The organism is Pseudundibacterium arcticum, assembly GCF_042646465.1.
Lineage (GTDB): Bacteria > Pseudomonadota > Gammaproteobacteria > Burkholderiales > Burkholderiaceae_D > Undibacterium_A > Undibacterium_A arcticum.
This window is the reverse complement of sequence record NZ_JBHRTP010000072.1, coordinates 22,504-35,479: the sequence shown is the minus strand read 5'-3', so window position 1 is coordinate 35,479 and position 12,976 is coordinate 22,504. Positions and strand designations below refer to the sequence as shown.

14 protein-coding genes are annotated in these 12,976 nt (G+C 61.6%); 4 read left to right on the top strand and 10 right to left on the bottom strand.

What is annotated here, in order from left to right; genetic code table 11:
• The first annotated feature begins 131 nt into the window (after positions 1-131).
• The 3 genes from dnaJ to can all read left to right on the top strand — a co-directional run bounded on the left by dnaJ (position 132) and on the right by can (position 3,052).
• Positions 132-1,280: a molecular chaperone DnaJ gene (gene dnaJ / locus ACFOFO_RS20275; RefSeq protein ID WP_390326804.1), complete on the top strand. Its 1,149-nt coding sequence runs from the start codon at positions 132-134 to the stop codon at positions 1,278-1,280.
• 243 nt (positions 1,281-1,523) lie between these two features.
• Positions 1,524-2,144, top strand: a complete 621-nt coding sequence (locus tag ACFOFO_RS20270) for a chalcone isomerase family protein (protein ID WP_390332603.1) — start codon at positions 1,524-1,526, stop codon at positions 2,142-2,144.
• Between the two features lie 236 nt (positions 2,145-2,380).
• The gene (can, locus tag ACFOFO_RS20265; RefSeq protein ID WP_390326798.1) at positions 2,381-3,052 is read left to right on the top strand and encodes a carbonate dehydratase; all 672 of its coding nucleotides are present in this window, start codon (positions 2,381-2,383) and stop codon (positions 3,050-3,052) included.
• A gap of 67 nt (positions 3,053-3,119) precedes the next feature.
• Here the strand turns inward: can and ACFOFO_RS20260 are convergent, their stop codons facing one another.
• The 10 genes from ACFOFO_RS20260 to ACFOFO_RS20215 all read right to left on the bottom strand — a co-directional run bounded on the left by ACFOFO_RS20260 (position 3,120) and on the right by ACFOFO_RS20215 (position 11,710).
• On the bottom strand, positions 3,120-4,205 hold the full coding sequence (locus ACFOFO_RS20260) for an IS630 family transposase (protein ID WP_390326797.1): 1,086 nt from the start codon (positions 4,203-4,205) through the stop codon (positions 3,120-3,122).
• Between the two features lie 68 nt (positions 4,206-4,273).
• The gene (locus tag ACFOFO_RS20255; RefSeq protein ID WP_390326796.1) at positions 4,274-4,927 is read right to left on the bottom strand and encodes an energy-coupling factor ABC transporter ATP-binding protein; all 654 of its coding nucleotides are present in this window, start codon (positions 4,925-4,927) and stop codon (positions 4,274-4,276) included.
• Positions 4,924-5,622: an ABC transporter permease gene (locus tag ACFOFO_RS20250; RefSeq protein ID WP_390326794.1), complete on the bottom strand. Its 699-nt coding sequence runs from the start codon at positions 5,620-5,622 to the stop codon at positions 4,924-4,926. Before ACFOFO_RS20250 ends, ACFOFO_RS20255 begins: the two co-directional genes overlap by 4 nt.
• 69 nt (positions 5,623-5,691) lie before the next feature.
• Positions 5,692-6,522, bottom strand: coding sequence for a 3-methyl-2-oxobutanoate hydroxymethyltransferase (gene panB, locus ACFOFO_RS20245; protein ID WP_390326792.1), 831 nt, complete (start codon positions 6,520-6,522; stop codon positions 5,692-5,694).
• Between the two features lie 35 nt (positions 6,523-6,557).
• A complete protein-coding gene (locus ACFOFO_RS20240; protein WP_390326791.1) occupies positions 6,558-7,196 on the bottom strand; it encodes a deoxynucleoside kinase in 639 nt (212 codons plus the stop codon).
• 117 nt (positions 7,197-7,313) lie between these two features.
• On the bottom strand, positions 7,314-7,814 hold the full coding sequence (folK, locus tag ACFOFO_RS20235; protein WP_390326789.1) for a 2-amino-4-hydroxy-6-hydroxymethyldihydropteridine diphosphokinase: 501 nt from the start codon (positions 7,812-7,814) through the stop codon (positions 7,314-7,316).
• Entirely contained in the window at positions 7,814-9,232 is a 1,419-nt protein-coding gene (pcnB, locus tag ACFOFO_RS20230; protein WP_390326788.1) for a polynucleotide adenylyltransferase PcnB, read from the bottom strand. The genes folK and pcnB overlap by 1 nt, the downstream gene beginning before the upstream one ends.
• The gene (locus ACFOFO_RS20225) at positions 9,225-9,899 is read right to left on the bottom strand and encodes a histidinol-phosphatase (RefSeq protein WP_390326785.1); all 675 of its coding nucleotides are present in this window, start codon (positions 9,897-9,899) and stop codon (positions 9,225-9,227) included. Before ACFOFO_RS20225 ends, pcnB begins: the two co-directional genes overlap by 8 nt.
• Positions 9,896-10,585 (bottom strand): DnaA regulatory inactivator Hda, encoded by a 690-nt coding sequence (gene hda, locus ACFOFO_RS20220; RefSeq protein WP_390326784.1) that lies wholly within the window; start codon positions 10,583-10,585, stop codon positions 9,896-9,898. Before hda ends, ACFOFO_RS20225 begins: the two co-directional genes overlap by 4 nt.
• A gap of 6 nt (positions 10,586-10,591) precedes the next feature.
• Entirely contained in the window at positions 10,592-11,710 is a 1,119-nt protein-coding gene (locus tag ACFOFO_RS20215; RefSeq protein WP_390332601.1) for an AI-2E family transporter, read from the bottom strand.
• 194 nt (positions 11,711-11,904) lie between these two features.
• Here ACFOFO_RS20215 and purM point away from each other — a divergent pair, with 194 nt between their 5' ends.
• Positions 11,905-12,948 carry a phosphoribosylformylglycinamidine cyclo-ligase gene (gene purM, locus ACFOFO_RS20210; RefSeq protein WP_390326782.1) on the top strand — a complete coding sequence of 348 codons (1,044 nt, stop codon included), beginning with the start codon at positions 11,905-11,907 and terminating at the stop codon, positions 12,946-12,948.
• Positions 12,949-12,976: the final 28 nt, after the last annotated feature.

Here is a 12,976-nt window from a genome sequence, read left to right as displayed (position 1 = left end):
TAACGGCAAGCGTCACTGGAACGCCGTACAGACTTGCCGAGTCGATGATTGCCGCGTGCAATTTTCGACTCGGCTTTTTCACATATTTCGCTGACAGATTGACAGACAGATAAAGAGCAAGGTGCCGAAAAATGGCGAAGCGTGATTATTATGAAGTACTGGGCCTGGCAAAAAACGCCTCCGACGAAGAGATCAAGAAGGCGTATCGCAAGCTCGCAATGAAACACCACCCGGACCGCAATCCGGACAGCAAGACGTCGGAAGAAAAGTTCAAGGAAGTCAAGGAAGCGTACGAGATGCTGTCGAACGCCGAAAAGCGCGACGCTTACGATCGCTACGGTCATGCCGGCGTCGATCCGAACATGGGCGGCGGTGGCGGCTTCGGCGCTGGTGCCGGTGCCGGCGGTTTTGCCGATGCGTTCGGCGACATCTTCGGCGACATCTTCGGTGGCGGCGGCGGTGGTGCACGCGGTGGCCGTGGCGCTGGCCCGCAAGTCTATCGCGGCGCCGATCTGCGCTACAACCTCGACATTTCGCTGGAGCAGGCGGCGCACGGCTTCGATACCACGATCCGGGTGCCGTCATGGGACAAGTGCGATACCTGTCACGGTTCCGGCGCCAAGCCCGGCACCGCGCCGACCACCTGTACCACCTGCGGCGGCCACGGCCAAGTGCGGATGCAGCAAGGTTTTTTCAGCATCCAGCAAACCTGCCCGAAATGCCATGGTACCGGCAAGATCATTCCGGAGCCTTGCCCGACCTGTGCCGGCGCTGGCCGCATCAAGCGCAACAAGACGCTGGAAGTGAAGATTCCCGCCGGCATCGACGATGGCATGCGCATTCGCTCGTCCGGCAACGGCGAGCCGGGCATGAACGGCGGTCCGGCCGGCGATTTGTATGTCGAAATTCACATCAAGCAACATCCGGTATTCCAGCGTGACGGCGACGACCTGCATTGCGAGATGCCGATCTCGTTCGCCAAGGCGGCGCTCGGCGGAGAAATCGAAGTGCCTACCCTGAGCGGCAAGGCGGCGTTCACGATTCCGGAAGGCACGCAATCGGGCAAGACCTTCCGCCTGCGCGGCAAGGGCATCAAGGGCGTACGCTCGAGCTACGCCGGCGATCTGTTCTGCCACGTCGTGATCGAAACGCCGGTCAAGCTGACCGACAAGCAGAAGGAGTTGCTGCGCGATTTCGAGCGCCTGACCATGGAGGGCGGCGCCAAGCACAATCCGCAAAGCAAATCGTGGATGGAGAAGGTCAAGAATTTTTTTGAGTGATCTTGCGCCACAGCGGCCCAGTGATGGGCCGATCCACCAAGAACGCCGATCTGGACCGATCGGCGTTTTTTTGTGCCGTGTTTTTATTGTATTGAAGTAATAGTGCAGGCTTGCGTGAGCTGTCAGGTATGCTATCTTTGCTATCTTGTACCAAGGTAATTCGCGTGCTAATGATTCGTTTTAATGATTCATTGCAATGATTTTATTCCCCATGCATGGATAAGTGGGAACTCTGGAGACGATATGAATTGTGGCAACCGCATCAAATCCCTGCTGACCGTTGCGTCAGTGGCGTCGGCCCTATTGGTCGCGGCAACGCTGGTGTCGGCGCTGGAAGTGAGCGGCATCAAAATGGAAGAAACGGCGCGCGTCGCCAATCAGGAATTGAAATTGAACGGCGCCGGCATGCGCTACAAGGCGATCTTCAAGGTGTATGTAGGCGGCCTGTACCTGACCGAAAGGAAGACGAGCGCCGCCGACGCGCTGGCTGCGCCCGGCCCCAAGCGGATCACTCTGGTAACGATGCGCGAGATCAGCAGCGATGATCTCGGACGCAGCTTCATGGAAGGTCTGAACAAGAATTCCGACCGTACCGAAAAGACCAAGATCATCAGCCAGATGCAGCGTCTTGGCGAGGTGTTCGGCTCGACCCCGGAGCTGAAGAAAGGCGACGTGGTGACGATCGACTGGCTGCCCGGAACCGGCACCCTGATCGCGGTCAATGGCAAGAAGATCACCGATGCCTTCCCCGACCTGGTGTTCTACAACGCGTTGCTAAAAATCTGGCTCGGTGACAAGCCGGCGGACGGCCAGCTGAAGCGTGCGATGCTGGGCGAGAAACCGGAAGACTTCAAGCGCCAGTAAGGCAGCGACCAAGCGGAACCTGCGGAACACGGCGCTCACACCCGGAAAAATGGCAGCCTCGGCTGCCATTTTTTTGCCGGCGCGCTTGCTTGCCGCTGCAGCGGCCCCCGATGGCGAGGGCAAATGCTGGCATAATTCCACAACCTGACGGCTGCCCGGCGCCAATGCGCAAGCCGTCTTTTTGGCCGCGAGCCATGCAATTGGCCCGCGGTCCCACACATTGCTCTCCCGACCCGATGACAGAAACCACCCAAAAAACGCTTGCACTGGAAGAACTGCTCGACCGCAACCGGCGCTGGGCGACCTCGATGGTCGCAACCGATCCGCAATATTTCTCCAGGCTGACGGCCCAGCAGTCGCCCGACTACCTATGGATCGGTTGTTCCGACAGCCGGGTGCCGGCCAACGAGTTGCTCGGCTTGCCGCCGGGCGAACTGTTCGTTCATCGCAATATCGCCAACGTGGTGGTGCATAGCGACCTGAACTGCCTGTCGGTGCTGCAGTTCGCGGTCGAGGTGCTGCGCGTCAAGCACGTCATCATCGTCGGCCATTACGGCTGTTCCGGCGTCCATGCGGCGCTGACCGGACGCCGCGTCGGGCTGGCCGACAACTGGCTGCGTCATGTGCAGGATGTGCATCAGAAGCATGAAAAATACTTGGGCGCAACGCTCTCGCCGCGCGTCAGGCATGATCGTTTGTGCGAGCTGAACGTGATCGAACAGATCGTCAACGTGTGCCAGACCACCATCGTGCAAGATGCCTGGGAACGCGGTCAGCCACTGACCATGCATGGCTGGGTATATGGATTGCAGGACGGGCTGTTGCGCGATCTGAACATGACGGTCAGTGCCGCCGATGAGCTGGCGCCGAAGTGGGCCAACAGCCTCGCGCAGTATCCGGTGGAGTGATCTGCCCAGCCGGGCGCACCGGACCAAACGCCCCGCCAAGCCCTCCACAGGCTGCTAGTGTACTGCGTCAAACGGATTGCATCTTATTAAGCTTGGCGCGGGCACGCGTGACTTTCGCCAAAATGTCAGTTGCTTTCGCCGTCCAGATGAACGGTTTCGGAGAACGATTGTGCTTGTCTATGAATTGCTCAATCGTGCTGATCAAGTCTGGGACGCAATTGAAGACACCGCGTCGCAATTGGGTCCCGGACAGGTCGCGAAAGAACCGTTCGACCATGTTTAGCCAGGACGCGCTGGTAGGGGTGAAATGCATGTGAAAGCGCGGATGCTTGGCAAGCCACGCTTTCACGTTTGGATGCTTATGGGTCGCATAGTTATCAGCGATCAAGTGAAGCTCCTTGTCCTTGGGCGTACTGCGATCGATCTGCCGCAGGAAGCGCAGCCACTCTTGGTGGCGATGTTTTGTCATGCATTGGCCGATGACATTTCCATCGAGCGTACTCATCGCCGCGAACAGCGTCGTCACCCCGTTGCGCTTGTAATCGTGTGTCATCGTTTGACAGCGACCTCGCTTCAGTGGCAAGCCCGGCTGCGTCCGGTCGAGCGCCTGGATCTGGGACTTCTCGTCACAACAGAAGACTAATGCTTGTTCTGGCGGATCGAGATACAGTCCAACGATATCTTCCAGCTTCTCCGTGAAGTGTTTGTCGTTCGATACCTTGAAGGTCGCCATTCGATGCGGTTTGAGTCCGTGCGCCTGCCAGATACGCCGCACGCTCGCCGCACTTACACCGACCACAGCTGCCATTGTTCGCGTACTCCAATGGGTCGCGTTATCCGGTTGTTGCTGCGTCGTCCGCGTCACGATTGCCTTGATCTTACGCGCGGAAATCTTCGGCGTGCGCCCCGGCCGTGTCTCATCGTGTTCGATCCCCGGCAGCCCTTCATCGACATAGCGACCTCGCCAGCGTGCTACCGTGCCTCGCCAGACACCCAAGTCGGCGCCGATTTCCTTGTCCGTCTTGCCCTGCGCCGCAAGTAAGATCATCTTGGCGCGCTCGGCAACCCGCACCGATATCTTTCTGCCAGTAGCACACGCCTCTAACTGCTCACGCTGTGCTTCGGTCAACTCAACTTTCATCGCGATTCGCATGATTTATCCCTCCAAATACAGAATAGACGCAAATTGCAGTTAAGTTGCATTATTTATGACGCACTACACTAGCGCGCTGCCAGCCGGCCATCCATCAATTTGAGCCGCTGCACTGCGGGCAGCGCGATCAGGTCGCGGTCGTGGCAGGCCATCACGACGCTGCTGCCTTGTGCGATCAGGCTCGGGATCAGCGCGATCACCTGTTCGCGCGCCGCGCCGTCCAGGTTCGAGCTCGGCTCATCGAGCAATAATAATCTCGGTTTCAGGATACGGGCACGTGCAAGTGCGATGCGCTGCTTTTCGCCGCCGGACAGGGTCTGGGTCTTGCGCTCGCGCAGATGGCTGACGCCGGCCCACGCCATTGCCTCTTCCACCTGTCGCTGCCGGTCGTTGCGGGCCACGCCGCGCGCGCGCAGCCCGTATCCGATGTTGTCGGCGACGCTGGTCGCAAACATCGCCGGATGCTGGTGCACATACACGATGGCGGCGCGCAGCGCAGGCGGGTAGGGCGTCAGCGGCATGGCCTGCCCCATGAAGCTGAGGTGCGCGCAATGCGCCGGTTCCAGCCCGGCGAGGATGCGCAGCAGGGTGCTCTTGCCGGCGCCGTTGATGCCGGTCAGCGCATAGGCGCTGGCCGGCCCGATGTCGAGCGCATCGATGTCGAGCAGTGCGCGCGCACCGAACTGTTTGCGCAAGCCGCGGATCGCCAGCAGCGGCGTCATCGGGTCGCCTGTAGCGTATGGGCATCGCCCTGCAACAGCATCAGCGCGGCGTTGATCAGCAGCGCGATCGCGACTAGCACCAGCCCCAGCGCGATCCCTTGCGCGAATTCGCCCTTGCTGGTTTCCAGCGCAATCGCGGTGGTGATGGTACGCGTGGCGCCGGCGATATTGCCGCCGACCATCATCGCGCAACCGACTTCGGAAATCACGCGGCCGAAGCCGTTGATCAGCGCCGCCATCACGCCGAAACGGCCTTCGTGCAGCACGGTCAGCATCACGCGCCAGCGCGACGCGCCGAGCGTGACTGCGGTCTCGGCCAGGCGCGGATCGGTGGCCTGCACCGCCGCCAGCGTAAACGCGATCAGCACCGGCAGCGCAATCAATACCTGGCCGGCTACGATGCCGGTTTGCGTGAATAACCAGTGCCAGCTGCCCAGCGGGCCGCTGCGGCTCAGCCCCAGATACAGCAGCAGCCCGATCAGGACAGTCGGCAGTGACAACGTGGCCTGGGCCAGCCAGATCACGATGCGGCGACCACGGAACCGGTGCCTGGCGATCGCATACCCGGCCAGCACCGCGACCGGCGTCGCCAGCAGCAGGCCGATGACCGAGGTCTTGAGCGAGACCCAGATGATCTGCCACAGTGCCGGGTCGCCTGACAACAGCAGTCGGAACGCATCATGCAAGGCTTGCATCGGGTCAGGTGTGGTCAGGTTGGGTGGGACGTGGGGGCGGCTTTGGAAACGGCGTTAGCAGCAGCGGGTTTAGAAACAATGTTCCGGCGCCGGAAACGACTGGTCCTTGACCGCGGCGACATAGGCGCGCACGGCGCCATCGATGCTGCTCTGGCCGTCCATGAAATTCTTCACGAAGCGCGCCTTGCGGCCCGGGAAGGTACCCAGCATGTCGTGCATCACCAGCACCTGGCCCGAGCAATCGGGTCCGGCGCCGATGCCGATGGTCGGAATCGCCAGCAGCGCCGTCACTTCCTTGCCCAGCGCCGCAGGAATCGCTTCCAGCACCAGCAGCGCCGCACCGGCCGCCTGCAGCGCCAGCGCGTCCGCTTTGAGGCGGTCGGCCGCGTCGGCGGTCTTGCCCTGCACCTTGTAGCCGCCTAGCTGATGTACCGATTGCGGGGTCAGGCCGAGGTGCGCGCAGACCGGGATCGCGCGGTCGGTCAGGAAACGGATGGTATCGGCCAGCCACAGGCCACCTTCCAGCTTGACCATCTGGGCCCCGGCCTGCACCAGCAGCACCGCATTATCGAATGCAGCCTGCGGCGTCGCATAGCTGCCGAAGGGCATGTCGGCCACCACCAGCGCGGTCTGATTGCCGCGCGCCACGCTGGCGGTATGGTAGGCGATGTCGGCCACCGTGACCGGCAGGGTCGAACTGTGGCCCTGGCAGACCATGCCGAGCGAGTCGCCAATCAGCAGCATCTCGACCCCGCAGCGGTCCATCAACGCCGCGAAACTGGCGTCGTAACAGGTCAGCATCGCGATCCTGTCGCCGGCGGCGCGCTGCGCCATCAGACTCGGCAGGGTGACCGCCTTGCGTTGTTCCTTCGCTTCATTACCCTGCAAATATCCAGCCATGGTGATTCTCCGAAATTAATCTGCACTAATCTACATTAGTCTGCGCGATTGAAAAAATGACGCTTGCCGCGCATATTGCCGATATGCGCCAGCAGCAGCCCGAAATCCTCGTCCCGGATCGGGTTGAAGTGTTCTGCATTGACGATCAGCAGCGGCGCATCGTCGTAGTCGTAAAAAAAGCGGCTGTAACTCTCGCACAGCCGGTTCAGATAGGGCGCGGAAATGCCTTCTTCCATCTCGATGCCACGCCGGTTGACGCGCTCGATCAGTGTGGCCGGCTCGGCCTGCAGATAGATCACCAGGTCCGGCCGTGGCGCCTGCGGCCGCAGGTGGGAATACAGGTTCAGATACAGGTTGAACTCGTCGTCGCCCAGGGTCAGGCGCGCAAAGATCGGATCCTTGTCGAGCAGGAAATCGGACACGGTGCGGCTGTCGAACAGATCGGTCTGCGCCAGATCGCGAAGCTGGTTCATGCGCTGGAACAGAAAAAACATCTGGGTCGGCAACGCGTAGCGCGCAGCATCACGATAGAATTTTTTGAGGAAAGGGTTCTCGGCCGGCTGCTCGAACAACTCCTGGGCACCGAAATGGGTCGCCAGGCGGCGCGCCAGCGTGGTCTTGCCGACCCCGATCGGGCCTTCGACGACGATGTACTTGGTTTGCTCGAAATCCATGTTATGCGTCACCCTGGCTCAGGGGCGTGTTGGTAATCAATTTCATGGGAGTATATCCAAAAACCATGGTCATGCCGCGCGATTAATGTGCGGTTCAATTATATACTGGCGCCAGTATTAATCATCGATCATGCATATTGCCTGGTCCGCGACGGCCGGCGCGAAGCTGTGCGCCGGGCCCTGACCCGGAATCGTCAGCAGCGGGTCGAGCTGCAGCAGCGGGATCAGCGCAAACGCGCGTTGCGTCAGGCGCGGATGCGGTACGGTCAGGTGTTCCGATGCGATTTGCTGTTGCCCGTACAGCAGGATATCGAGGTCGAGCGTGCGCGGCGCATTCCGATAGGGCCGCTCGCGCCCGAACGTCAACTCCAGCGCCTGCAGGCGCTGCAGCAGCTCGGCGGCAGTTAATCGGGTCGTCAACTGCACCACCGCGTTGACGTAATCGTCGCCACCGGCATCGATCGGCGCGCTGCGAAACAAGCTCGATTGCGCAGTGACGCTGGTATCGGGCAACTGTGCCAGCGCGGCGATCGCGCGGCGCACCTGCAGCGCCGCATCGCCCAGATTGGCGCCTAGCCCGATGTAGGCGGTGACTGCCGTGGTCGGGTCGAACACCATTATTGATTGCCCTCGCCGCCGGACGGCTCCGCATTGCCGCGCTCCGCCGAGGTGTCAGCGCCGCTGTCCCCCGTTTTTGCACGACCGCGTCCGCCACGCCGTTTCGGCCGCTTCTTGCTGGCGCCGGCGCTGTCTTCCGCGCGCGATTTTTGCGCCAGCAATTGCTCGCGGCCGGGACCGTCGCCCTCGATGAATTCGGTCCACCATTCGCCGATCGCGCTGTCGATTTCGCCCGACGCGCAGCGCAGCAGCAGGAAATCGTAACCGGCGCGAAAGCGCGTATGTTCCAGCAATTTATACGGTGTCTTGCCGGTACGCCGCTCAAAGCGCGGCTGCATGGCCCAGATGTCACGCATGTCGGAGCCGATCTTGCGCTGCAGCGCCAGTTTCTCGGTCTGGGTATTGAGCACGTCGTCGGCCGCCAGATGCAGCGCCGGAATCGGATATTCGCCGGCGGCGCGGTAGGCGGTCCATTTTTCCAGCACCTGATGCCACAGCAGCGATGCGAACAGGAAGCCGGGCGACACCGGTTTGCCGAGCTTGATGCGCTGGTCGGTATTGTCCAGCGCCAGCGTGACGAAGCGCGCGCCGAGCGGCTGCTCCAGCACCACGTCGAGCAATGGCAGCAGGCCGTGATGCAGGCCTTGTTTGCGCAATTGCTGCAAACAGGCCAGCGCATGGCCGCTCATCAACAGCTTCAGCATCTCGTCGAACACGCGTGCCGCCGGCACGTTGTTGACCAGCGGCGCCATCACCGCGACCGGCGCGCTGGTCGATGGGTCGATGTCAAAGCCGAGCTTGGCAGCGAAACGCACCGCGCGCAGCATGCGGATCGGGTCTTCGCGGTAGCGCGCTTCCGGCGCGCCGATGATGCGCAGCGTCTTGTTACGGATATCGGCAATGCCGCCGTGATAATCGAGCACGGTCTGGCTGGCCGGATCGTAATACATCGCGTTGATGGTGAAGTCGCGCCGCACCGCGTCCTCGTGCTGCAGGCCGAAGGTATTGTCGCGCAGCACGCGGCCATGCTCGTCCTTGGGCGCGCCGTCGCTCGACGCGCCGCGGAAGGTGGTCACTTCCAGCAGGTCCTGGCCGAACATCACATGCACGATCTGGAACCGCTTGCCGATGATGAACGCGCGTCTGAATAAACGCTTGACCTGTTCCGGCGTGGCATTGGTCGCGATATCGAAATCCTTCGGCTTGACGCCGAGCAGCAAGTCGCGCACCGCGCCACCCACCACGAAGGCCTTGAAGCCGGCGTCCTGCAGCGTGTGCGTGACGCGCACCGCGTTGGCCGATAACAGCTGCGGGTCGATGCCGTGCTGTTGCTGGTTCAGCACCTGAGGTTCGGTCTGGTCGGTCGATGGTGGCGCCTGCTTGACGCCGAGCATGCGCCGGATGAACTTTTTAATCATTGAATAGTTTTAATAATGGCCAGCCGTGCGCAATCGCATGCGCTTCCAGTTTGGCGTTCGGGTTGGTGGCGATCGGATGAGTGACGATCGAGAGTAGCGGGATATCGTTGTGCGAGTCGCTGTAGAAATGGCTCCGGTCAAAGCTGTCGAGCGATTTGTCCATCGCGGCCAGCCAGTCGTGCATGTGGCTGACCTTGCCGGCGCCCGAGGTCGGGATCCCGACCAGCCGGCCGGTGATGTCGCCCGCTGGCGTCCGCTCCGGCATGGCGGCGATCAGGTGTTCGATGCCGAGCTGGCGTGCAATCGGCGCGGTGACGAAATGGTTGGTGGCGGTGATGATCGCCAGCAGGTCGCCGGCGTCCTGATGGCGCAGCAGCAGGTCGCTGGCCGCCGGCCGGATCGCTGGCGTGATGACTTCATGCATGAATTGCGCATGCCAGTCATCCAACTGCTGGCGGGAGAACTGGGCCAGCGTGCCGAGCGCAAACTCCAGATACGCGACCGGATCGAGCGTGCCGGCCTGATATTGCGCGAAGAATTCGGCATTGCGGCGTGCGAATTCTTTCGCATCGACCGCGCCGATGCGGGTCAGGAACTGGCCCCACTCGTAATCCGAGTCGAGCGGCAGCAAGGTGTGGTCGAGGTCGAACAGGGCCAGGTTGCTCATGCTTTGGGGTTGGTTGTGATTGCGCGCTCCAGTTGCAACAGCTCACGCAACAGCGGCAGGGTGATTGGGCGCTGGGTTTCCAGCGAATAGCCGTCGAGCGCGTCGAGCATTGCCGACAGCGAGCGCATATCGCGCCGGAAGTGGGTGATCAAATAGGGTAACACGCCGGGCGACAGCGTCAAACCGCGCAGCTGCGCTGCCTGCGTCAGGGCGGCGATCTTTTCGTCATCGGTCAGGCCGTGCACCTGATAGATCAGGCCCCAACCCATCCGGGTGCGCAGATCCTCGCGCACCGCCAGCAATGCCGGCGGCGCAGAGCCGGTGCTGACCAGATAGCCGCCATTGTCGCGGATCTGGTTAAATAGATTGAAGGCCTCGATCTGCAGTTCGGGCGACAGCCGGTCGCAATCGTCGAGCAGGTACAGCTCGATCTCCGGTGTATATAAAAACGCATCGACGCCGGCCGTGGCGGCATCGATGTAACGGCTCCGCGCGCCGGCCGCCAGCGCGTGCAGCAGATGGCTCTTGCCGGCCGCGGCTTCACCCCACAGGTAGGCGAAACGCTCACTTGCACTGCGCGCGGCGAACTGCTGCGCGAGCTGCGCCAGTTCGGCATTTTGCCCGGTCACGAAACTGTCCAAGGTTTGCGGCTGATTCGCGCCGATGTCGAGCGTCAACTGCCTCATTCGGACTCACACATGACTATTGGGGTTATTGGGGCTATTTGTTTGTGCATTATAAAAACTGCTATTCAGATAATGCAACCGCAAGTGCTTGAAGGCGACCGACAGGATCGCCGACGCCGGCAGCGCCAGCAACACGCCGACGAAACCGAACAGCTGGCCGAACGCGAGCAGCGCGAAGATCACCACCAGCGGATGCAGGCCGATGCGCTCGCCGACCAGGCGCGGCGTCAAAAAGAAACCTTCCAGCACTTGCCCGATGCTGTAGATGATTGCGACCGCCACCAGCCCATGCAGCCCGGTAAATTGCAGCGCCGCAGCAATCAGTGCCAGCACCAGTCCGATGCCAAAGCCGAGGTAGGGGATGAATACCAGCAGGCCAGTGACGATACCGACCGGCAGCGCGACATCGAAACCGGCGATTGTCAGCGCCACCGAATAATACGCCGCCAGGATGAGCATCACCAGCAACTGGCCGCGCAGGTATTGCGCCAGCAAGCCGTCAACTTCTTGCGCCATCGCCACGGTTCTGGCGGCCCAGCGCCGCGGCACCATGTGTTCCAGCTTTTTCAGGAACGGATGCCAGTCGAGCAGCAGGTAAAACAGCACCATCGGGATCAGCAATAGCGTCGCCAGCCAGCCCAGCACCGCGATGCCGCCGACCTTGGCCGAGGCCAGCATCGCGCGCCAGATTTCGTCGCCGCTAGTACTGAGCTGCTGGGTCAGCAGGGTCTTGATGCCGGCACCGTCGAGCCGTACATGGATGCCGAGCTCGGCCAAGGGCGGTGCCAGGGTGTTGTTCAGGCGGGTCAGGAAGGTCGGAATCTGGTCGCGCAGCATCGGGATCTCGGTCTGCAACACTGGCAGCACGATCAACACCAGCGCCAGGATCGCCGCCAGCAGCAACAGCATCATCAGCACCACCGCGAGCGAGCGCGGCACGCGAAATTTGCCGAGTCGCAGCGAGGCGATCAGGTCGACGCCGGGATTCAATGCGTATGCCAGGATCGCGGCGGCAATGAACGGCGTCATCACCGGCCCCAGCAGCACCAGCAGAACCAGCAGTGCCAGCCCCAGCACCAGCCATAGCGCGCTCTGTTTTTGCTCGAATGTGAAAGAAAATGGCATTGATTTGTCGGTTAATTGTCAGCGAGTTGTCTGTTTTGTCAGGCGGCGTTAAAGAGAAAGTCCGGGCCAAGCCAAGGTGGCCCCAGGGTTGATTCGGGGTCAAATTAGGGGCAATTTGCTACAATAGCGGTTTGGCCGAAGCCGCCAACTCGACCTTAACCATCTATTTTACCGCCTCTGCCGCCACTATCATCATGACATCTTCCTCAAAAGTATCTCTTTCCTACCGCGACGCCGGAGTTGACATGGTCGCCGGTGATGCCCTGGTCGAGGCAATCAAGCCGTTTGCCAAACGCACCATGCGGGAAGGCGTGATGGCCGGCATCGGCGGTTTTGGCGCGATGTTTGAAGTCAGCAAGAAATACAAGGAGCCGGTGCTGGTGTCCGGTACCGACGGCGTCGGCACCAAGCTGAAACTGGCATTTCACCTGAACAAGCATGACACGGTCGGCATCGACCTGGTCGCGATGAGCGTCAACGACATCCTGGTGCAGGGCGCCGAACCGCTGTTCTTCCTCGATTATTTTGCCTGCGGCAAGCTCGACGTGGCCTCGGCCACCGCTGTCATCAAGGGCGTCGCGCAAGGCTGCGAACAGGCCGGCTGCGCACTGATCGGCGGCGAAACCGCCGAAATGCCGAGTATGTACCCGGACGGCGAATACGATCTGGCCGGTTTCGCGGTCGGCGCGGTCGAGAAATCGAAGATCATCGACGGCAGCAAGATCGTGCCGGGCGACGTGGTGCTGGGCCTGGCGTCGTCCGGCATCCATTCCAATGGCTTCTCGCTGGTGCGCAAAATTATCGAAGTCTCCAAGCCGGACCTGAACGCCGACTTCCACGGCCGCACGTTGGGCGACGCGCTGATGGCGCCGACCCGGATCTACGTCAAGCCGCTGCTGGCGCTGATGGAAAGCATCGAAGTCAAGGGCATGGCCCACATCACCGGCGGCGGCCTGGTCGAAAACGTGCCGCGCGTGCTGGGCGACCAGCTGACCGCGGTGCTCGATCATAATGCGTGGACCATGCCGCCGCTGTTTAGCTGGCTGCAGCAGCACGGCGGCGTCGCGGACGCAGAGATGCACCGCGTATTCAATTGCGGTATCGGCATGGTGGTGATTGTGTCACAGGAGAATGCCGCTGCCGCCGTCGCCCAGTTGACCGCGGCCGGTGAAACGGTCAGCCGGATCGGTCAGATTCGCGCCCGCGCGGGTGATGAGGCGCAGACGATCGTGGTGTAGGCGGTCACGCTTGATCAGAAACGGCACG